This window comes from Caballeronia sp. INDeC2, assembly GCF_023631325.1.
GTDB lineage: Bacteria > Pseudomonadota > Gammaproteobacteria > Burkholderiales > Burkholderiaceae > Caballeronia.
The window spans coordinates 22,691-42,932 of sequence record NZ_JALQDG010000051.1 but is presented as its reverse complement, the minus strand read 5'-3'; the positions used below and the strand labels follow the sequence as shown (position 1 = coordinate 42,932).

The 20,242-nt window shown below is 62.3% G+C and carries 16 protein-coding genes and 2 pseudogenes; 14 read left to right on the top strand and 4 right to left on the bottom strand.

All coding sequences use genetic code 11. The annotated features are described in order from the left end of the window. Positions 1-33 precede the first annotated feature (33 nt). The 5 genes from NCS28_RS32450 (at position 34) to NCS28_RS32430 (ending at position 5,585) form a co-directional block, all read left to right on the top strand. A complete protein-coding gene (locus NCS28_RS32450; protein ID WP_250517873.1) occupies positions 34-303 on the top strand; it encodes a DUF1488 family protein in 270 nt (89 codons plus the stop codon). 460 nt (positions 304-763) lie between these two features. Continuing rightward, entirely contained in the window at positions 764-2,482 is a 1,719-nt protein-coding gene (locus tag NCS28_RS32445) for a LuxR C-terminal-related transcriptional regulator (protein WP_250517872.1), read from the top strand. Positions 2,483-2,620: 138 nt separating this feature from the next. Continuing rightward, positions 2,621-3,340: a hypothetical protein gene (locus NCS28_RS32440; RefSeq protein ID WP_250517871.1), complete on the top strand. Its 720-nt coding sequence runs from the start codon at positions 2,621-2,623 to the stop codon at positions 3,338-3,340. Beyond that, positions 3,310-5,205 (top strand): autotransporter family protein, encoded by a 1,896-nt coding sequence (locus tag NCS28_RS32435; RefSeq protein ID WP_250517870.1) that lies wholly within the window; start codon positions 3,310-3,312, stop codon positions 5,203-5,205. The genes NCS28_RS32440 and NCS28_RS32435 overlap by 31 nt, the downstream gene beginning before the upstream one ends. Positions 5,206-5,207: 2 nt before the next feature. Further along, positions 5,208-5,585, top strand: coding sequence for an HD domain-containing protein (locus NCS28_RS32430; protein ID WP_250517869.1), 378 nt, complete (start codon positions 5,208-5,210; stop codon positions 5,583-5,585). 144 nt (positions 5,586-5,729) lie between these two features. Here the strand turns inward: NCS28_RS32430 and NCS28_RS32425 are convergent, their stop codons facing one another. Further along, positions 5,730-6,827, bottom strand: a complete 1,098-nt coding sequence (locus NCS28_RS32425; protein ID WP_250517868.1) for an IS5 family transposase — start codon at positions 6,825-6,827, stop codon at positions 5,730-5,732. 92 nt (positions 6,828-6,919) lie between these two features. Here NCS28_RS32425 and NCS28_RS33485 point away from each other — a divergent pair, with 92 nt between their 5' ends. Next, positions 6,920-7,279, top strand: coding sequence for an HD-GYP domain-containing protein (locus tag NCS28_RS33485; protein WP_502801271.1), 360 nt, complete (start codon positions 6,920-6,922; stop codon positions 7,277-7,279). Positions 7,280-7,570: 291 nt separating this feature from the next. Then, positions 7,571-8,998, top strand: a pseudogene (locus tag NCS28_RS32420) (IS1182 family transposase). A gap of 294 nt (positions 8,999-9,292) precedes the next feature. On the opposite strand, the gene NCS28_RS32415 reads toward NCS28_RS32420, so the two are convergent. Next, positions 9,293-10,141: an AraC family transcriptional regulator gene (locus NCS28_RS32415; protein WP_250517867.1), complete on the bottom strand. Its 849-nt coding sequence runs from the start codon at positions 10,139-10,141 to the stop codon at positions 9,293-9,295. Positions 10,142-10,241: 100 nt separating this feature from the next. Here NCS28_RS32415 and NCS28_RS32410 point away from each other — a divergent pair, with 100 nt between their 5' ends. Both NCS28_RS32410 and NCS28_RS32405 read left to right on the top strand, forming a co-directional pair. Further along, a complete protein-coding gene (locus tag NCS28_RS32410) occupies positions 10,242-10,514 on the top strand; it encodes a hypothetical protein (RefSeq protein WP_250517866.1) in 273 nt (90 codons plus the stop codon). Further along, a pseudogene (locus NCS28_RS32405) lies at positions 10,511-11,462 on the top strand (quinone oxidoreductase family protein). Before NCS28_RS32410 ends, NCS28_RS32405 begins: the two are co-directional and overlap by 4 nt. A gap of 315 nt (positions 11,463-11,777) precedes the next feature. Here the strand turns inward: NCS28_RS32405 and NCS28_RS32400 are convergent. Next, complete coding sequence (locus NCS28_RS32400) at positions 11,778-12,281, bottom strand: DinB family protein (RefSeq protein WP_250517865.1); 504 nt, start codon at positions 12,279-12,281, stop codon at positions 11,778-11,780. 123 nt (positions 12,282-12,404) lie between these two features. Between NCS28_RS32400 and NCS28_RS32395 the strand changes: the two genes are divergently transcribed. Continuing rightward, positions 12,405-13,031 (top strand): TetR/AcrR family transcriptional regulator, encoded by a 627-nt coding sequence (locus tag NCS28_RS32395; protein WP_250517864.1) that lies wholly within the window; start codon positions 12,405-12,407, stop codon positions 13,029-13,031. Between the two features lie 252 nt (positions 13,032-13,283). Here the strand turns inward: NCS28_RS32395 and NCS28_RS32390 are convergent, their stop codons facing one another. Continuing rightward, positions 13,284-14,036 carry an AraC family transcriptional regulator gene (locus NCS28_RS32390; protein ID WP_250517863.1) on the bottom strand — a complete coding sequence of 251 codons (753 nt, stop codon included), beginning with the start codon at positions 14,034-14,036 and terminating at the stop codon, positions 13,284-13,286. A gap of 363 nt (positions 14,037-14,399) precedes the next feature. Here NCS28_RS32390 and NCS28_RS32385 point away from each other — a divergent pair, with 363 nt between their 5' ends. The 4 genes from NCS28_RS32385 to NCS28_RS32370 all read left to right on the top strand — a co-directional run bounded on the left by NCS28_RS32385 (position 14,400) and on the right by NCS28_RS32370 (position 20,173). Then, positions 14,400-14,783: a hypothetical protein gene (locus tag NCS28_RS32385; RefSeq protein WP_250517862.1), complete on the top strand. Its 384-nt coding sequence runs from the start codon at positions 14,400-14,402 to the stop codon at positions 14,781-14,783. Between the two features lie 112 nt (positions 14,784-14,895). Continuing rightward, a complete protein-coding gene (locus NCS28_RS32380) occupies positions 14,896-15,804 on the top strand; it encodes an ABC transporter substrate-binding protein (protein WP_250517861.1) in 909 nt (302 codons plus the stop codon). Continuing rightward, positions 15,797-17,827, top strand: a complete 2,031-nt coding sequence (gene fhuB / locus NCS28_RS32375; protein ID WP_250517860.1) for a Fe(3+)-hydroxamate ABC transporter permease FhuB — start codon at positions 15,797-15,799, stop codon at positions 17,825-17,827. The genes NCS28_RS32380 and fhuB overlap by 8 nt, the downstream gene beginning before the upstream one ends. Before the next feature lie 132 nt (positions 17,828-17,959). Continuing rightward, positions 17,960-20,173, top strand: a complete 2,214-nt coding sequence (locus tag NCS28_RS32370; RefSeq protein ID WP_250517859.1) for a TonB-dependent siderophore receptor — start codon at positions 17,960-17,962, stop codon at positions 20,171-20,173. Positions 20,174-20,242: the final 69 nt, after the last annotated feature.

The window sequence follows — 20,242 nt, the reverse complement described above, 5'->3', positions numbered from 1 at the left end:
CTACAACGCCACCCCGACACAAGCAAGACCGCCATGAAAGCGCCCCCACCGGAACCACTCATCTCGGCGGATAAACGCAGCCTCACCTTCGTCATGCACTGGCGCGCGCAACCCGTGACCTGCGTCGTTTCACGCGCAGCCCTCGAAGCGTATTTTTGGCTCGCGCCGAGCGCGGACGATGCTCGGACATTGAAGGTTTTCCGCGATGGCTTTGGCCGCATTCATGCCATCGCCGAGCGAAAACTCCTGGCGCATCCCTCGAAGCATCTCGAGCTCACTGCGACCGACTTTGCTAAAGATTGATTGCTTCGGTCGACACCGTGTGCTGTCCAGGATCCGGACGAAGGTTTTCTGGGGTTAGAGCGGCAGACGATTAGTTGCATTTCGTTGGAAAGTTTCGAGCGGCCGGTCCTGACGTGGGAGCCCTTCAGACCGTGGAGATGGACGTCCCGCTGCTTATCGAACCCCCGAAAGCCAGACAGCAACGCGAGCTCTCACCTTGTCCCGCTCGATGAGGCGGACGCCTACCATCGATGAGCGGTTTCGACCCACTGCCGCCGGTCGCACTGTCAGGGATTCAAGGGGAGCTAACGGAGTGGTCCGGTCATCCGAGCCGACTTCTCAGGGGGCAGCAGTTCGGCAAAAGCCGACGTTCGCGGTTAGAAACCCCTACGGGCGGCCGTCCGCCGGTCCAGTACAATCGCCCCACTGCGTTCGGTTCGTCTTTGAGGCTCAGTCCGAGGCGGACCGTTGGAGGATTGCGATGGCGCGCATGGTAGTGGCGAGCGTTGAACCCCTCACGAGGAGGGCGCTAGGTCAGTGGCTTGTCGATGCCGGGCATGAAGTCGTTGTTGAAGCCGCGGACGGGTACAACGCATATCAGATTGCGCGCGGGGTCGGCGCCGACGTCATGCTGCTCGACCTCGATCTCCCCCGGCTTAGCGGGCTGGAGGTGCTCAAGCGGGTCCGAACGCGAAAACTGCCGGTCAAGGTAATCATCCTGGGCGCCAGCGCCGCGGAAGCGCTCGTGCAACGCTGCATGGACGCCGACGCGGATGCCCTCGTACCTCGGAATCAGGACCCGGCCATACTGCACCGCGCAATCGCAGACGCATTGGCGGGCCGGCGCTATTTCCCGCTGCCCGATTCCGCCACGCTCGCCGCCCCGGCCAGCAGGTCACCGTTTGCGCTGCTCTCGGACCGGGAGCTAACCATCCTCAAATACCTCGCGCGCGGCATGCCGAACAACGCGATTGCGCGTGAACTGTCGATCAGCGAAAAAACCGTGAGCGCGCATCGCAGCCACCTGCGTCGCAAGTTGCATGCAGGTTCGCTGGTGGACCTTCTTGAGATTGCCAGACAGCACGGGCTGATGGAAATCGTTGCGCCGGAAAGTGTGAAGCCGTCGCCAGAAATCGATCTTTCGGCGGCCGACATAGATGCCATGCACGCCATGCTCGACGGCGCGCCGCTGCCGTTGCATATCCGCGACCTTGAAGGACGGTTGATAGCTTGCAACGCGGCGTTTCTGGAACTGCACGGCACGACATTCGAAGCGGTCGTCGGCAAACGCATGACGGACGTGGACTGGTTTCCTCCGCATATCGCGCAGTCGTTGCATGCGCGCTATATGAACCGGCTGGCCTCCGGCAGTGCCATGCAGGCAGATGTCGAGACCACGCGCCATGGCCAGCGGGTCATCCTGCATACATGGGCCCATCCGTTCCGGAATGCACAAGGCGATCTGCTCGGCGTAGCGTGCGGGTCGGTCGACGTAACCGGCCGCTCCGATATGGCCCGCGCGCTTTGGCTCCAACGCGAGGAAGCGGAATCGGCGAGCCGGCGCAAGAGCGAGCTTTTCCTTGCGATCTGCGCCCAGATGCGTCCCGCGGTAGGCGTGCTATCCGACATGCTGGCCGAATTGCGTGACCAGGCTTCACCCCTTGCATTGAACGAACGCATCGGAGCTGCGGCGGAGGTGATCCATCGACTGAGTGGATTGATCGAGGGTATCGAAGACATGATGCGGCTCGAGGAAGGCGAACTGAGTCTGTCGCCGCAGCCGACAAACGTTGGTGCCCTGATCGACGACATCATGCGATCACTTGCTGAGTACGCATCCCATCTCGGCGTCGCCTTGCGCGCGCGGAAAGATCTGCCTGACGAGGACATGATGGTCGACCCCGTACACGTCGGACGTCTGCTGCGAGCGCTGCTGCGTCAGTGCGTCGTCGGCCATCCCGGGGGCGAAGTCACGATGTCCGCCATCACGATTACGCGCAGCGACGGCCAGCGTGATATTGCCTTCCAGTTCGACGCCACACACGGCGACAAACCCGTGGACCCTCTCGCGGGCCCGGGAATCGAGCTTAATCTGTCCTTATGCCGCGCGGCCGTCGAACTTCTCAAAGGCTCCATGCAGCATCGCGCGCCAAGCGCCTTGTCAACATCAATCACGCTGCGAATACCCGTACACAAATAAGGTTTCCAGGCGGTCCAAGTGGGCCGCAGTATTTTCCTATGCTAGCCGCAGTGTTCGCCTATAGAACGCTGCCGGTCGCACTCCTATTCTGAATTCGCCGGCCCTTGCGGCCCAATCAATTCAGCTCAGGAGTGCATCATGAACATCCGCGTCAACCTTCGCCCACTCACCTTCTGCATCCTGGCCAGTCTGGGCGCCGTCACTATGCCGGCGCTTGCGCAAACAGATGCGGGTTATGTCGCGCATCCCGTCAGCACGAATGTGTCCGACTGGTCATCCGACAGACAGGCACCGTATGGCAACCTGAACAATATCGGTCAATACGAGGGCCGCGGCAACGTGCTCACGTTCGGCATCGACCCGCCCGCGTCAGTGCATTCGTTCTACAACTGGCAAGGCTACAACACGAGCACGCATGCGGCCGCCGGCAACAGCTTCATCGGCGGCGACCTGTGGGTCAAGCCGGCCTGGCAAACGGGCAGCAGCACGGACTATGTCCGCACGGGCATGTGGGGTGCCGCCATGCCTTCGGATACCGTGGCCAGCGGCAAATACGTGGATAGCAAAACGTCCATGCCGATCATGAGTTTCACCAACAAGGACGGTGTCGGACGACTCGAGGTATGGGACACCACGGTCAATCCCGACAGCGGCTGGCTCGATCTGCCCGAGACCGCTGGACTGATCCACTACGGGTCATGGAATTCAATCGACATGCGGCTGCTCCCCGGCGAGGGCAAGATCGAGTATTACCTCAACGGTTCCCTGGTCTACACAGGGCCAACCCCTCCGGCGATGACGGCAGCCTGCCGCAGCAGTTCTGGAAGATGTATCTGCAGGGACGCAACAACGGCGTGACTTCGTTTCAGACCTACTGGGCGGATCTCGCCTCTGGTGAACTGATCCAGAGCGGCCAGACGATCGGCAGCACTTCTGGCAATGTGGTTGCCGTGTCCAGCGCCAGCACGCCGCGTACACCCACGCTGGTGGCGGCGAGCGCGCAGATTGGCGGCTCGCTTTCCGCGAAAGGCACTGCCGATAATCCCGCCGTTGTTGCCTTCCAGGGCGACACGACGATCGGGCAATCGGTTGGCGGATCAAACGCAGTGCTAGGCTTTAGTGCCGACCCGTCCCACACGACGCACATTGGCGGAGACGTAGCGCTTCTTCAGTCGACCACGACGGGCGGTTCGGTCACCAACCCGATCAAGGTCGGCGGCAATGTCAGCGCGGATGCACATTCGGATATGGGCGGCAACTGGCAAATCGCCGGCGATCTTGTCAGCAGTGGCAATCTGAGCCCGGGCAATTCAATCGGCGTAATCGGCGTAGGTCGCAATTTGACGCTGTCGCCGAGTTCGATGTATGGCGTCGAAGTCACGGCGGCGGGCGCGTCCGACCGCGTAAATGTCGGCGACGTGGCAACACTGGCAGGCGGTGTGCGCGTCAGCGCAACCGATGCCTACAAGCTCGGTCACCCCTATCTGATCATGACGGCCTCCGGCGGATTCGGCGGCACGATGTTCGACGCGTCGCAGGTAACGTGGGATCGCCCCGATTATCTGTTCCTCGCACCGCGCCTGAGCTATGGATCGAACGACGTGAATCTGATCATCGACCGCAACGGCACCTCATACGCGGCTGCCGCGCAGACGGCCAACCAGGCGGCGACCGCGCGAGCACTCGACACGCTGACATTCGGCAACGCGGCGTACGAATCGGTGGCTCGCGCCACCAGCGCGGCGAGCGCCGCGCAGACGTTCGACCAGCTTTCCGGCGAGGCCTACGCAACAGCTCGAACCGCGATGATAGAAGACAGCCGCTTCGTGCGCGACGCGATGAACCAGCGTTTGCGCGACAAGGCCGCCCGTCCCGACAAGGCGACACCTGCCGCTGCCACGCCCGTCGAGGTCTGGACACAAGCTTTTGGCGACTGGGGCAGCATGAGCGGCGGAAACGGCGCCGCGGCGGCGGACACGTCGGTGAGCGGCGTCTTCATCGGTGCCGACGGCACGATCCGCGACGCCGTCACGATTGGGGTGATGGGTGGTTACAGCCATTCGACGCTCGATTTAAACGCCCGCGCATCCGGCGCGAACAGCGACAACTACCATGTCGGCATGTATGCGGGGACGGACATGGGCAAGCTCGGCATTCGCGGCGGCGCGGCTTATACGTGGCATCAACTTGCAATGGATCGCTCGGTCGTCCTGCCCGGTTATGCCGACGCGCTCCGTGGCGATCACGGAGGTGCTACCGCGCAGGTCTTTGGCGATATCGGCTACAAGCTCGGCGCCGGGCCCGTCGTAATCGAGCCGTTTGCCAACGTGGCGCTCGTGAACCTGCACACAGATGCGTTCCGTGAAAGCGGAGGCGCCGCAGCGCTCTCTGGTCAGTCCGGCAGCAGCAACACGGCGTTCTCGACCCTAGGCCTGCGCGGCGCATCGGACTTCGCGATCGGCCCGACCATGTTGACCACCGCCGGCACGCTCGGCTGGCGTCATGCGTACGGCTCGCTCGTCCCAGCGCAAACGATCGTGTTCGCGGGCAGCGCGCCGTACATCGTCACGGGCGTCCCGATCGCACGCAACGCAGCCGTCGTTGAGGCGAACATCGACGCGATAGTCGGAAAGAATGCCAAGGTCAGCGTCGGGTATAGCGGACAGATCGGCGGAGGTAACCAAAGCCATGGCGTCAAGGCACGCTTCCTCTACCGGTTCTGATCATGGAAACCGTCAGCGAACTCAGATCGGCGCACAAGGCTCTGTGGGCTGCGGTGCTCGACATTGCGAACAGACGGGCAGCTTGCCTGAACGAGCTGCCTGCCCGGCGGCGCGCAGCCGCGATTGAAATGTTCGAGCACGGGCTCCGAAGCGGTCTTTGCATGCGTGTCTTTGGGAAAGCGGTACGCGACCATACCGGCTTGCCCATTGAAGTGAACAACCTCATCTTTGCGGCCGTCTACCATGACATCGGAAAACTATGCGTCCCTGCCGAACTGCTGCTTGCACCCCGCCAATTGACCGCAGACGAGCGAACCATCGTTCAGTCCCATGTCACCTGGGGCCGTGTAATGGCGCGTCGAGCCTTACCAGGCTGCTGAAGTACACCCGAGTTAAAGAGGCCCCGCTCCAATTACGCGACTCTCGTCGCAAGATTTTTCGCATTGTGCAGATCCAATGCGAATTCAACGTCCCTTCAAGCGTTTTGAGGCCAGTTCCTGGCCTCATTTCCGCGTTTTCCGTCACTACAGACGGACTTGTGCCAAGGATCGCAGGCGCACGAGGTTGTATGCGGCCATGTTCAACACGAACATCTGATCCACCTTCTTTAACCCGCGCACCATTGCCTGGCGCATACGTCCCACGGTCTTCGCCCATCCAAAGCCTTGTTCGATCAGCTTGCGCTTTCGCTGGGAAATGGCGTAGCCCGCGCTCGAGGAAATCGTATCGGCCACCGCCGAACGCCGCCCCGAGGTGTTTTGCGCTACGTGCGGTGTGACCTTCATCTCGTGGCAGGCCTCGATGAATTCCCGTGCGTCGTAACCCTTGTCCGCGGCCAACGTGATCTCTGCGCCCGCATCCTTTAGTGCTTGCCGCGCGTCGTTGATCATGATCTTGGCCGCTTCACGCTCAGCATGCCCGTCAGCGCGTGTCACGCGCGCGTTGACCACCAGACCGTGCCGGTTATCGGTCAGCGTATGGCCCATGTATCGCAATTCGCTGCCCGTCTTGCCTTTCCGGTAGAGCCGCGCATCAGGATCGGTACTGGACTGATGCGTCTCGTTGCTGCGCTTGCTACCTTTAAAGTCGCCCGCGCTGCTGCCTTCGTCATCCTGATCGTCATCGTCCTTGCGAACGAAGCTCTTGTGTCCCGCCCACGCCTGGATCAGCGTGCCGTCTACGCTGAAGTGCTCGCCCGAAAGCAGATCCTTCTTCTGAGCGATGGCCACCACTTCGTTGAAGAATTCGATCACGGCATCGTGCTTGATCAACCGCTCGCGGTTCTTCGTGAAGACCGTGGGCACCCACACCATGTCATCCATTGCCAGGCCGATGAACCAACGAAACAGGAGGTTGTATTGCACTTGCTCCATCAATTGCCGCTCCGAGCGGATGCTGTAGAGCACCTGGATCAGCATCGCCCGCAACAGCTTCTCCGGCGCGATGCTCGGCCGCCCGCCCTTTATGTCGGCTTCGTACATGCCGGCGAACAGCCGATCCATCTTCGCGAGTGCTTCGTTCGCCATGACGCGAATCGCACGCAGCGGATGTGACGGCGGAATGAAGTCGTCCAGCTTGCGCATGGAAAACAGACTCTCGGTGAATGTGTCGGCGCCGCGCATAATCTTCATCGGGTAGTTGGGCTCCTTCTATCAACGCTTCACGAACCCTGCGCGATGACGCGTTTCAGCGGTACTTCCGCAGCCTGTTACGGATGATGCGCGTACCTGACCCTGCATTGCGGTGCGCACTTGAAGCGGCCGCGCTCCATCACGAACGATGGGAGGGCCACGGATACGCCCATGCACTGGTCGGCCGAGCGATTCCGCTGACAGCACGCATGATGGCGATAGTGGACTGCTATGACGTTATCGTGAGCCCCAGGCCGTACAAATCTGCCTGCAGCCACAGCCACGCGTGCGGGATCATAAAAGCCGAAGCAGGGAGTGCATTTGATCCTTCACTTGTGGAGATTTTCCTTTCGATTGAACACGAGGTAGAACTCGAGAATTCGGCATGGTGGCGCTCCCCAAGGGGGTGCGTGGCGAATGTTGAAGTTAGTCCATTCGGCTAGCTGTGTGCACAGAGGCGCGCAGTGTCTGCACAGGCGATAAAACGCTGTGGTATTCCGCTCGCCCCGCCTCAAGCCTGAGAAAACCGGGCGACAGTCGGCGCATCCCCTCCGGTCACCGAACGTCAGCTGAAGCCGACAAGCTTCCAACGGGCATCCGGCAGATTTCGAAGTAGACCGGCCATTGGAATGACGGCAGTCAGTGTTGCGCGAACGGCAACTCTTGGCCCGATTGTGTCAAAACGCATTTTTGGAGCGCTGAAATTTTGCTATCCGACGGCGGAGGACAAGCAAATGAAGCGGTTCGTTCGAGGCGACGATCGTAACCAGAGCTCTCTCCTTCCCGAAGCACTTGATGATTACGTGACTGACACAAATCCCGTCCGCGTGATCGATGTCTTTGTAGAAGAACTTGATCTTAATGATCTGGGGTTCGAGGGAGTACAGCCTGCGTTGACTGGAAGGCCGGCTTATCATCCTGAGGTGATGCTTAAGATCTATATCTACGGGTATCTCAATCGCATTCAGTCCAGTCGTCGTCTTGAACGCGAAGCGCAGCGAAATATCGAGCTGATGTGGCTCACTGGTCGACTGGCTCCGGACTTTAAAACCATAGCTCGGTTCCGTAAAGACAACGGCAAAGCTATCCGCAACGTCTGCCGTCAGTTTGTGACGTATGCCAACGTCTGGACCTTTTTGCTGAAGCAATCGTCGCGATCGACGGCAGCAAGTTCAAGGCGGTGAACCATCGCGACCGCAACTTCACGAACGCCAAGCTCGAACGGCGCATGCGCGACATCGAGTCAAGTATTGCTCGGTATCTTCAGGCGATGGACACAGCCGATCGTCAGGAGCCTGCAATCGCGAAGGCCAGGACGGAGCGACTGCAGGACAAGATTGCAGCCTTGAAGGAGCAGATGCAACGTCTCAAGGAGATCGAGGTCTAACTCAAGGCGGCACCCGACGGACAGATATCGCTCACCGATCCGGATGCGCGTTCGATGAAGACGCGCGGCACGGGGGTCGTCGGCTACAACGTACAAACGGCCGTCGACACGAAGCACCATCTAATCGTCGCGCACGTCGTCACTAACGATGGTATTGATCGCGATCAGTTGACATCGACGGCCAAGCTTGCTCGTGCTGAAATGGGCGTCGAAAAGATCACTGCTGTTGCGGATCGTGGCTATTACAAGAGTGAACAGATACTCGCATGCCACGAGGCTGGAATAACGGTGTTTGTTCCGAAGACGGTGACCTCGATGGCCACTGCTGATGGCCGCTTCGGGAAGGATGACTTCATTTACAACGCAAAGACGAACGAATATCGGTGCCCGGCAGGGGAGAGACTTATTTGGCGATTCTCTACCATTGAACGCGGCTTGAAGATCAGTAAATACTGGAGTTCGAATTGCCAGCAATGTCCGTTGAAGGAGAACTGCACGCCCAGTCCTCAACGTCGCGTGGCCCGTTGGGAACACGAAGCTGATCTTGCGGATATGCAGACGCGTCTCGATCATGCACCTGAAATGATGCGGATCCGGCGACAAACCGTCGAGCACCCGTTTGGCACGATCAAGGCATGGATGGGAGCCACTCATTTCCTGACTCGAACCATTGAGCGGTGAGCACGGAAATGACTTGCACGTGCTTGCATACAACATCAAGCGAGTGACTAACATACTTGGTTCAGACGTTGTTATGAAGGCGATACGGGCGTGATGCCCGCAGGAGTTGAACACTCGGCGATAACTTCGCCCGCGACTTCAAATTCGGCATGCGCAACGAAAGATTGTGAGTTGCACCGATACGGCGTTTCGTCAATTCGAGTGGCTGTGCGTTTTGACACGGTCTGGGCCGACCTCCGCCTTAAGCCATCGGGTCAGCCCGGCCGGACCCCGCTGTTCGAACGGCGTCGCCTCGGAAACAACCTCTGCGATTCGGGCGAAATCGCAGCAACAAGTGAATGCAAGCAGCTCTCGCGGCGACCGGTCCGGCGACCATTCCTTGCACTATTCAACGTCGCGCGCCTCCTCGAAGGAGCAGCGCCGGTCGAGTCGCTGCTTTGTCGGCCTTGTAGCGTCCCGGCGTGTGCCCAGTCGCTCGCCTAAACATATCGATGAACGCGCTGACGTTGTCGTAACCAAGCTCGAATGCAATGGCCGTCACGCTAACGCCATCCGCGACCAGTTCTAGCGCGCGTAAGAGTCTTGCCTGCTGACGCCATTGCGCGAAACTCATTCCCGTCTCCGCGATGAAACGGCGGCTCATCGTCCGCGCCGACAGGCCCGCCCATGCAGCCCACTCCTCCAGACGCCGCGCGTCGGACAGATTGCACGCGAGCGCGTCGGTGACGCGCGCGAGCCGCGCATCGTGAGGGCTCGGCAGGCGCAATAGCTCAGCGGGCGCGGCAGCCACTTCATCGACGATGACTTCGGCAATGCGTGTCTGTTGCACGTCGAGCGTCGCGCCCGGCCAGCTCGCCGCGCGATGCACGGCCTCGCGCAACAGCGCCGTCGTGCGGATCGCTCGTGGCACCGCTGGCAAATCCGCACAGCGCACCTCCTCGATGAATACGCTCCATCCGGAGAACGGTCCGTGGGAGCGCACGGCATGCGCGCAATGCGGTGGAATCCAGATCGCGTGAATCGCCGGCACAACCCACTGCTCACGCTCCACAGCCACCGAAACCAGCCCGCTCAACGCACCCATCAACTGGCCGCGCGGATGGTGATGCATCGACGTTTCGCGGGGCTCGCTCTGCCTAAGCTCAGCCCCCGCGAGAAACGGACCTTCGGGCGATAGCACGAGGTCGGGGCGGATCAGGGGCTGGGTCGTTGATGGCGCTTGGATCGGATCGGGCATCGCAGCGTGGCCAGAAAACGGTATCGAATGTCACTTATACCGGAGTCGCGCCGATACTGCACGCCTAGACTGATGGCATCCCAATCCATGGAGAACGCCGATGCGGGCCGACCAGCTACTACCCGACCACCTCAATGCGGGCGATTTCAACGGTGTGACCGTTCGCAAAGGAACCGTCGGTGCTTTCCTCGTCAACGCACGCGTGTGGACCGACCAAGGCGCCGACGATGCGGCGCGCGCAAACGCCGCGTCCGATATCGTCGAGGCGGTGCCGGCGCTGCGCGCGCTCGGGCTTTTCGACGTGTTCGACGTCCGCGATCCGGCGCTGCGCGCGTTGATCGACCAACACCCGGCCAACGAGGTGCGCGCATGAAAGCCGCAATCGTGACGCGCAAGGGCGCTACCCCGGTATATGCGTCATTCGACGAACCTGCCCCGTACGCAGGCCATACGTTAATCGACGTCAACGCTTCGGCGTTGAGTCACGTCACCCGTGCGCGCGCCTCCGGCACGCACTATTCGTCCTCGGGCGGGTTTCCATTTGTGGCGGGTGTGGATGGAGTCGGACGGCGGAAGGACGGCTCGCCCGTCTATTTTTTCGCGCCGACCGCACCGTTCGGCGGCCTCGCCGAGCGCACGCTCGTCCCTGACGCGCACTGCGTGGCGCTGCCCGAGGCGCTGGCACCGCACGGCCGCCGCGCTTGCGATTCCGGGGATGTCATCGTGGGCGGCGCTCAAAGAGCGCGCTCGCTTTATCGCTGGCGAGACGGTGTTGATCAACGGCGCGACCGGTGCGTCGGGCAGTCTCGCCGTGCAGATCGCAAAGCATCTTGGCGCAGCGAAGGTGATCGCGACCGGTAGACATCGACCGACGCTCGACGCGCTGAAGGCACTTGGTGCCGACAGCGTAATCTCGCTCGAGCAGGACGAACGCGCGTTGAGCGACGCGTTCGAAGCGCATTTCCGCGGAGGGGTTGACGTGGTGCTCGACTATCTATGTGGCAGGAGCGCGCGCGCCTTGCTCGTTGGCGCGGCGAGGGCGCTGCCCGATGCATATCCGCTTCGCTTCGTGCAAATCGGCTCGATCGGGGGCGACGCACTCGAATTGCCGGGCGCCGCCTTGCGCGCATCAGCGATCACGCTGATGGGCAGCGGCATCGGCAGCGTGCCGCTCACACGGCTATTGCAGAGCGTGAAAGAGGTGTTGCACGCAGCCATACCCGCGCGTTTGCAGATCGCGACGCACACCGCGCCGCTTGCCGACATCGCTTCGCAATTGGCAAACGCTGAAGGCCGTGCGCGCACCGTGCTGATGACGTAACCAACATGCTTTCCTGGAGCCTGCAAACGGAAGGCGCATGGACGCTAGTGTCGGACTGGCTTCGGACCCGTTGCGGCCGTAGATACATGACAGCTTTCAGGCTCGGCAACGGATGTCCTGACAACAGCTTATTTGGGCACCACATCCACCCGGACGCGTTGAGGCTAAATCAACCTGCCAGCCAATCCTCTGATGTGAGCGGTAGGAAACTGATTCGCCGACGTATCCATGCCGACGGTAGGGGTACGCCCGCGAAGCCATAACATCAGATTCGCCGAGTCACGGAATCGCCGCGACTGGGTGTTCATTCGCGCGTCAGCTTCGCCCTCTCATCGACGCCTCCGCTTTATGCAAATAGGTCGTGAAGCCGTCTCTCGCCGGTGAAACGGCGTTGAGCAGCATAAGGGCGCTGATCTGGCCGCGGTGGCCGGTTCCGTGGTTGACGACGTGCATGAGCATTTCCTCGCGGGACATGCAGCCCGGTGCACCATCGGTGAATACGAAATCGATCCGTTCGACTAGGGCGTCGCGATCGAGCCAGGACACGTAATTGATGTATTCCTGATCGGACGTCCTGATGTCTGCAGCCAGATCGTCCAGCGTTGGCAACTCGTTCAGGTTGGACGACGTATAGGAATGAGACTTTCGCTGCATATGTGCGGCGAAGATCCGGTCGACGACATAGCTGTGGCTCAAAGCCTTGATGGCAAGTCGGGTAAGGGTGAGTCGACGCCAAGCCCCAAGCGTGGCCAGCGTAGTGAGTAGCTCGTCATTCGCCCAGGCCTTGTATCGAAACAGATGTTGCAAGGTGTCGTGCATGTCGTGATTTCCCAAGAGTTTTGCGCGTCGCGCCCGTTGCGCAAGGTTCTGCCCTGCATTTCCATGTTGGGTAATGTACGAGCTATCATTCGCTTTTTATACTCGCATTGGCGGCGTGGAAGAATGGCACGCAGACCGCTCACAAAACCCAGGAAAGTCGCCACCCAGCAGCGATCGCGCGCGACGGTTGCCGCTCTGGTTGAAGCGACTGCTCGCATTCTCGTCAAGGAAGGCTTCGACAAGGCAAGTACCAACCGCATCGCAGCAGTGGCGGGAGTGAGCGTTGGTTCGCTCTACCAATATTTCCCCAGCAAGGAGGCACTCGTTGCCGCCGTCATCGAACGCCACCAGCAGGAGATCATGCAGATGGTTCGGGGCGAATTGGCGGGGGTTTTGACCGAATCGGTCGACAAAGCGGTGCACAAACTCGTCGCAGTTGCGGTTAAGGCTCACCGTGTCGATCCCAAACTGCATCGCGTGCTCGCGGAGCAGATTCCGCGCGTGGGCAAGCTCGAGAAACTGGAGACGTTCAATCGTGAGAACTTCACCCTGTTCATCACTTATCTGGAGAAGCACCGCGACGAACTGCGTATCGACGACCTGAGGCTCGCATCATTTGTATGCGTGACGGCCATTGAGGCGTTGACGCACAACGCAGTGCTGCACTATTCCAAGATGCTTTCGGACGAAATGATGGAGGCGCTCATCGAGGAGGCGACTCGCCTCGTGACTGGATATCTGAAAAGTTAAGGACCTGTCGCACTGCGCCTTTAGCGCGTACAGAGGGTTGACCTGGGATCGTACACAGCGCCCGTTGCCTCGCCGCCGCGGTCGACCATAGCGGCTGTCGCGAACGGCCGGTTCGGAGGAACCTAGCCAGCGCCGCAAGTGACGAAAGTGGCTCTTCCGCTAGTTCCTTCGCACGGGCTTATCGGGACGATCCGTAAAGAATAGTAACGACCTACACGCGAGGTAGTACTCGCGTCTCATTTAAGGATGTGTTCAACTGGCCGACGAGCGCGACGCCAGATAACGCTGTGGCGCTTCTCCCGTAGCCTGGCGAAACATGACGATGAAGGCACTGGCGCTGCGATAACCGAGCTTCTTTGACACCTGCGTCACTGGTTGTCCTAGTGTAAGCAGCGTGATTGCCTCCGCAACGCGTATTTGCTGGCGCCACGCGCCAAACGTCAGTCCCGTCTCAGCGTTCAGATAGCGCGCCAATGTCCGGCCGCTGGTCTCGAACTGCTCGCCCCAGAAATCAAGCGTCAGTTCGCTCGCCGGATCGTTCATCATGTGCTCGCATATCTGCAGCAGCCGTGCGTCTCGCGGTAATGGCACACCCGGCTCGGCGAGAGCGGGCGTTTCTTTCAAGACTTTCAGCAATAGCGGCGCGCAGAGCGCAGCGCGGCTCCCCTCGGCGTATCGCTCGCCTGCGCCGCCAAGCGCAATAGCCAACTCCCTCATCAACGGCGACACGGCGATCACGGCCGGTTGATGCCATGACCAGGGAAATACACGGGGTTCGAAATACACGCTGCACAGTTGCATTTCGCCGACCGCGTGCAGTTCGTGATCGACATCGGACGGCAGCCACACGGCACGTGACGGCGGCAATGTCCAAGTGCGCGCGGGTGTGAGCACGCGCACGACCCCCTGCACCGCAAATACCAGTTGTCCATGCTTGTGTTGATGCCACGTCACACGTTCGCCGTGGCGATAGTCGAAGAGATTTGCGATCACGTCTCGCGACATCGGAACGCGCTCCATCGGATAGCGTTTGAGTAGGAAATCTTTCATAGCCAGGAAAAAGTCGGATGGACGCAATATCGCGAATTGACAACGTTTTGTCAAAAATTCGATATCCGGTGTCGGCCTGCTGTTTCAGCGAACCGCTAGACTTGTGCCCACTCAAGGGCTTGCACCGAAACATCGGTCGAAATGTTAACGATTCGTATTCTCACATTGCCTCTGTCTCAACGGAATCGCTCCTCTCAAGGTCTGAGCGGGCACCCCCCTGCTACACCTGGCTTCACCGACGGTCTGCGCTTCGTGTCGCTGCGAGCCGCGTCGCGCCCCAGATCGCGCGGCCTGCTGCCCGTCGCGCTGGCGAGCAGCATGGTTAGCGGCACGGCGAACGCGGCGCTCGTCGCTCTGATCAACCACGCGCTGCGCGCAAGCGGCGACGATCTGCTTACGCTCGACCTGCGCTTCGCCGCACTGGGCCTCGTGGTGCTTGTCACGTGTGCGGTTTCGCAAATGCAGTCTACGTACCTCGGACAGCACGCAAAAGCGCGTCTGCGCTTGCAGACGATCGGCCGTATCGCGGGCGCGTCGTACCGGGATTTCGAACGATGCAGCGCCTCGCGCGCCCTCAACGCGCTGACGCAGTATCTCTACACCATCGTCGTGTACGTTAAAAGCCTGCCGTCGATCGCCATGCAGGGCGCGGTGATCGCGGGTTGCCTGGGCTCGTCGCGCTGTGCGAAGGGCGGCTGCTGATGCGCAGGGACACAGCGGATATCGTCGATTCGGCGCGGCTCGCAGCCATCTATGGCGTGCCGATGTCAGTCACGACCGATGCCGCCACCGGTCGTCGCATGGGTTTTCCGTCATGAGATCGCCACGCAGACGCACGCTGCTTCGAGGCGCCGCCGCACTGTTCGCGTTCTCGCGTGCCGCGAGCGCCACCGCCAAACCCGCGCCGCACCGCATCGTCGTATTGAACTGGGAGCTGACCGAGACGCTGCTCGCGCTCGGGCGCGCGCCGGTCGGCATTCCGCTGCCCGCGTGGTACACGAACACGGTCGCGCTGCCGCCGCTGCCCTCGAATGTCGCGGATATCGGCCTGCTGTATCAGCCCAATTTCGACGCGCTGCTTGCGCTCGCGCCGGACCTGCTGATCGTCACGCCTGCGCATGCGGCGCTGCTCAGGCCGCTACAGCGCATCGCGCCGACGCTCACGCTTGGCGCGTATATGACCGGCGCGCATCCCTACGCCAGCCTCTGCGCCGAAACGCGCACGATGGCCGACGCCTGCGACGCCCGAGCCCAGGCCGACGCCCTTCTCGCTTCCACCGCGCGCGTATTGAGCGATGTCGCGGAGCGCGTGCCGCGCGGCCGGCCGGTGATCGTCGCAGACGTCATCGACGAACGGCATCTGCGCGTGTACGGCGCGGGCAGTCTCTTCGACGCCGTGCTCGCTAAAATCGGCATGTCGAACGCCGCGAATGCACGCGCGCGCTGGACGACCAACGCGATGGGTTCCGCGGTCGTGCCGCTTCCTCGCCTCCTCGCTGCCGCCGACGCCGATCTCGCGCTCACTCAACCGCTAGCGCCCGACGTCCGCGCGGCGCTGGCAGCGAGCCCGCTCTGGCGCGCGCTGCCCGCAGTCTGCGAGAAACGCGTGGCGCTGTTGCCGGTGATCGCGCCGTACGGCGGCCTGATCTCGATGCAACGCTTCGCCACGGCAATGGCGGATGCACGCGCCACCATCGACAACGGTGGAGGCGGCCTTGCGTAGCAGCCGAGCCGCGCTCACTTGCCCATCGACGCCGCCGCGCGACCGGCGGCTCGCGCTCTTTGCCGGCCTGCTGCTGCCCGCCGTGTGCCTCGCCGCGCTGCATCTGCATGGCGCGCTCGAAGGCGCATCGTTCTGGAAGGCGCTCGTCTCACCCGATCTCACCGATATGCGCGACGTGCTGGTGCACGAGAGCGTGTTGCCGCGCATCGCGATGACCCTGCTGTGCGGCACGGCGCTCGGGCTCGCGGGCGTACTCGTGCAACAAGTGCTGCGCAATCCTCTTGCCGAACCGATGACGCTCGGCATCTTCCCTGGCGCGTACCTCGGGCTCGCCGTTGTCAGCGTGTGGCTGCCAGCGTGGCTCGTGGCGGGCCGCGAAACCATCGCGCTCGCGGGCGGTGCGCTGGCGATGGCCGTCGTGCTCGGCCTCGCGTGGCTGCAACGCCTGTCGTCGCTCGCCGTGATTCTCGCCGGCATGGTGGTCAATCTTTACTGCGGCGCGATCAGCCTCGCGATCGGCGTCATGCATTTCGATCTGCTGCAAGGATTGCAGATCTGGGGAGGCGGCGCGCTCGATCAGACTGGCTGGCAACCCGCCGCGCGTGTCGCGGCGAGCGTGGGCGGCTGCGCGGTGGCGTCGGCGCTCTTGCATCGCCCGCTGCAACTTTTCGATGCCGGCGATGCCACCGTGCGCAATCTCGGCGTTGCGGTCGGCTGGATGCGCGTCGCGGCGCTCCTGGTGGCGGTCGCGCTCACGGCGAGTGTGGTGGCGCAGGTCGGCGTGATCGGGTTTGTCGGATTAGCTGCGCCGCTGCTGGCGCGGCTCGCGGGCGCGCGCCGCCTGCGCGAACGGCTCGTATGGGCGCCGCTCGTAGGTGCGACGCTCCTCTTTTTGACCGACGAACTCGTGCGCGTCGTCGCGCAAGGCGAGCTGTTCTCGGCACATCTGATTCCCACCGGCACGGTCACGTCGATGATCGGTGTGCCGCTGCTGGTCGCGCTGCTGCCGCGCCTGCGCACCACGCCGGACATGCACGAAGCCCACGACCGTGGCACCGCGCTGCACGGGATACGCGCGATGCCGTTCGTGTGGGCGGCGCTGCTCCTGATCGCGTGCGCGCTGTCGTTCGTCGTCACACGCGGACCCGACGGCTGGCGTCTCGCGCGCTTCGCCGATATCGACGCACTGATGTTCTGGCGCGTGCCGCATCTGCTGGCCGCGCTCGCGGCGGGCAGCCTGCTCGGTACGGCGGGCGCGCTGCTGCAGCGCATGACCGCCAATCCGATGGCAAGCCCCGATCTGCTGGGCGTCGGCTCGGGCGGCATGTTCGGCGTCGTCGCGGTGCTGCTGATTGCCGGCAACGTCGAACCGGCCGCGCTGTTCGCTGGAAGCGTGGCCGGCGCCTGCGTCACGCTCGGCTTGCTGCTCTGGCTCGGGCGGCGCGCGCAGTTCGCGGCGGAGCGGCTGCTGCTCGTCGGACTGTCGATCAGCGCGCTGTTTCAGGCCGTCGTCGGTGCGGTGATGGCGAGCGGCGATCCGCGCGCGGGCGTGCTGCTCGATCTGCTCATCGGTTCGACCTATTACATCGAACCCGCGATGGCCAGCGTCATGGCCGCGCTCGCGGTGCTGGCGCTCGCCGTGGCGCCGCTGTTTGCGCGATGGCTCGCGGTGCTCGGCGTCGGTCCGCAGGTGGCGGCGAGTGTCGGCGTGCCGGTCGGGCGCGCGCGCTTCGGCCTGTTGCTGCTCGCGGCCCTATCGACGGCGGCGGCGACGTTCGTGGTCGGGCCGCTGTCGTTCGTCGGGCTGATCGCGCCACATCTCGCGCGGCTGTCGGGCGGGCGGCGTCCATTGCCGCAACTCTATCTCGCGGCGATGCTCGGCGCGTTGCTGATGGTCGTCGCGGACTGGCTGGGACGGCAGATTCCGTATCCGGAGCAACTTCCGGCCGGTCTCGTCGCGACGCTGCTCGGCGGTCCGTGGCTCGTCACGCTGATCCTGCTGCGCGGCGCGCGGCGCACCTGAAGGTTGCACATCGAGTTGAACCAGAACGAGGCCACACGTGCCTCGATACATAAAACGAACGTCCCCCATCCGATTCGAGCCCGCACACAGCGGGATGACGCCGTTTGTCTATTCAACGATGGGATGAGAAACATGAGAATAAAGAAAGACCAGCGCGGCGCGATGCCTGTGCCGATGACGGGATGGCGCGCTCGCGTGCCGTGCATGACGCCGCTGGCGCTCGCGCTTCTGACGATGCTCGGCTCGATGTCGCCGCTCGCGCGCGCGCAGAGCGCCAACCCCGCGACGCCGGCGGGCGGCGACGTGACGTTGCCCGCCGTGACAGTGACCGACAACACCGGCGCCGATGCAACGACCGAGGACACCGGCTCGTACGCAGCCAGAAACGCGACGATCGCGGGCAAGAGCGCGCAGTCGGTCAAGGAAACGCCGTATTCGGTCTCCATCGTCACGCGCCAGCAAATGGACGACCGTAACGACACGACGATAGAGGACGCCCTGCGCTACGTGACCGGCGTCAGCTCCGTCAGCTACGGTGACGGCACGGCCTACTTCCGCGCGCGCGGCTCGCAGCTCGGCATCGAGTTCGATGGCACGCCTATCGTCAGCGGCCTGCAGTATTTGACGCAGTTCGATCTCGCGATGTATGACCGCGTGGAAGTCTTGCGTGGACCGGCCGGTGTCATCGATGGCGCGGGCGAGCCGGGCGGCATCGTCAATCTCGTGCGCAAGCGGCCGCAAAATCAATTCCATCTGACAACAGACACGCAGGTCGATTCCTTCGGCAGCGTGCGGCAGACGATCGATGTCACCGGTCCGCTCAACAAGGACGGCAGCCTGCGCGGGCGCGCGGTGATCGTCGGCGAGGCGGGGCATGAATCCATCGACCGGGCGCGCCAGAAGGAATTCATGGCCTATGGCGCCATCGACTACGACTTCACGCCGCGCACGACACTCTCGCTCTCCGGCGGCTACGAAGTCCTGCCGATGTACGGTCTGGACTACGGCGCGAGCGGCGCGCTCAACGCGGACCAGACCGCGCTCGTCAGTCGCGTGCCCAGTTCGTATGCGCAGAACTTCAGCCCGAGCTGGAACACGTCGTACACATCGATTCAGGAGGCCAACGCGAACCTCGTGCATCGCTTCGAAAGCGGGTGGCAGTCGTCGACTACGCTGTTTTACCGGCACATGCTGACGCGAGCGTATTACGCGTACTCGGGACCGGGCGCAACCGCCGATGGACTCAGCTATTACGGCGATCAGAACCAGCGCAATAGCTACGACTGGTTCGGCGCGGACAGCAACGTGTCCGGTCCCATTCGGCTTTTCGGGCAGACGCACACGCTGACGGTCGGCGCGAATTATTCGGTGATGTCCTCGACGGCCCTTTCCGGATTCCAGTCCGTCGATGGCCCGTTCGACGGCGGCACCTTCAGCTTGTTCGATCCGAACGCCGTGCCGCAGGTCGATACGCCATTCAACTTCGGCACCAACGAGCGCACCGTGCAGTACGGCATTTACGTGCAGGCGCGCATCAAGCTTGCGAATCCGCTGACGCTCCTGCTCGGCGCGCGCGAAGCGTTCGTGCAGGATCGCACGCAATCGACGCTGCCCGACGTCTCCGATTGGACGACGAATTCGCAGATCAACCATCGCTTTCTGCCGTCGGCGGGGATCGTCTGGGATATCTTGCCGGCGCTCACGGCGTACGCGAATTACGCACGCTTTCTCGATGCCCAGACCCAAACGACGTTCTCCGGCGCGGGCATTCCGCCCCGCTCAGGCGAGCAATACGAAGTCGGCATGAAGAGCAGCCTGCTCGGCGGGCGCTTGAGTACGACCGTGGCGCTGTTCCGCATCAACGACAATAACCGCGCGGTCGACGATCCCGATCATCAATATTATTACGTCGCCGCCGGCAAGGCGCGCAGTCAGGGCGTCGAACTCGAAGTCGCCGGACAGCCGATGCGGGATTGGAACGTCTACGCAGGCTACACGTACCTGAACGAGCATTTCGAGAACGATGTCCCTGGCCTCACCGATGGCACGGACCCGAAGCATCTCTTCAAGCTTTGGACGCGCTATCAATTCTCGCAGGGCGTGATGCGCGGCGTGTCGGTTGGCGGCGGCATGCTCGCCCAGACACGCATATCGCGCGGTGTCGAACAAGGCGCGTACGCGATCTTCAATGCGCAGGTCGGCTATCGCTTCAATAAGCATCTCGAAGCGACGCTGCAACTGAACAACATCTTCGACCGAGGCTATTACATTCGTCCACCCGGCCAGTTCTACAGCGTGTTCGGTGACCGACGTAACGTCATGTTGGCTGTGCGAACTGACTTCTAAGTGTGCGCCGACGCCCGGGCGGATATCAGCCCGGATGTCGGCAGATAGGCGAAGTTCGACATCAGCTTG

What these genes read in the sequence shown, in the direction of transcription:
- NCS28_RS33485 (WP_502801271.1), top strand. Translation starts at nt 6,920, where the DNA reads ATGATGCGCGTACCTGACCCTGCATTGCGGTGCGCACTTGAAGCGGCC.
- NCS28_RS32445 (WP_250517872.1), top strand. Translation starts at nt 764, where the DNA reads ATGGCGCGCATGGTAGTGGCGAGCGTTGAACCCCTCACGAGGAGGGCG.
- NCS28_RS32440 (WP_250517871.1), top strand. Translation starts at nt 2,621, where the DNA reads ATGAACATCCGCGTCAACCTTCGCCCACTCACCTTCTGCATCCTGGCC.
- NCS28_RS32435 (WP_250517870.1), top strand. Translation starts at nt 3,310, where the DNA reads ATGTATCTGCAGGGACGCAACAACGGCGTGACTTCGTTTCAGACCTAC.
- NCS28_RS32425 (WP_250517868.1), bottom strand. Translation starts at nt 6,827, where the DNA reads ATGCGCGGCGCCGACACATTCACCGAGAGTCTGTTTTCCATGCGCAAG.
- NCS28_RS32430 (WP_250517869.1), top strand. Translation starts at nt 5,208, where the DNA reads ATGGAAACCGTCAGCGAACTCAGATCGGCGCACAAGGCTCTGTGGGCT.
- NCS28_RS32450 (WP_250517873.1), top strand. Translation starts at nt 34, where the DNA reads ATGAAAGCGCCCCCACCGGAACCACTCATCTCGGCGGATAAACGCAGC.
- NCS28_RS32370 (WP_250517859.1), top strand. Translation starts at nt 17,960, where the DNA reads ATGAGAATAAAGAAAGACCAGCGCGGCGCGATGCCTGTGCCGATGACG.
- NCS28_RS32395 (WP_250517864.1), top strand. Translation starts at nt 12,405, where the DNA reads ATGGCACGCAGACCGCTCACAAAACCCAGGAAAGTCGCCACCCAGCAG.
- NCS28_RS32400 (WP_250517865.1), bottom strand. Translation starts at nt 12,281, where the DNA reads ATGCACGACACCTTGCAACATCTGTTTCGATACAAGGCCTGGGCGAAT.
- NCS28_RS32410 (WP_250517866.1), top strand. Translation starts at nt 10,242, where the DNA reads ATGCGGGCCGACCAGCTACTACCCGACCACCTCAATGCGGGCGATTTC.
- NCS28_RS32390 (WP_250517863.1), bottom strand. Translation starts at nt 14,036, where the DNA reads ATGTCGCGAGACGTGATCGCAAATCTCTTCGACTATCGCCACGGCGAA.
- NCS28_RS32415 (WP_250517867.1), bottom strand. Translation starts at nt 10,141, where the DNA reads ATGCCCGATCCGATCCAAGCGCCATCAACGACCCAGCCCCTGATCCGC.
- NCS28_RS32380 (WP_250517861.1), top strand. Translation starts at nt 14,896, where the DNA reads ATGAGATCGCCACGCAGACGCACGCTGCTTCGAGGCGCCGCCGCACTG.
- NCS28_RS32385 (WP_250517862.1), top strand. Translation starts at nt 14,400, where the DNA reads ATGGTTAGCGGCACGGCGAACGCGGCGCTCGTCGCTCTGATCAACCAC.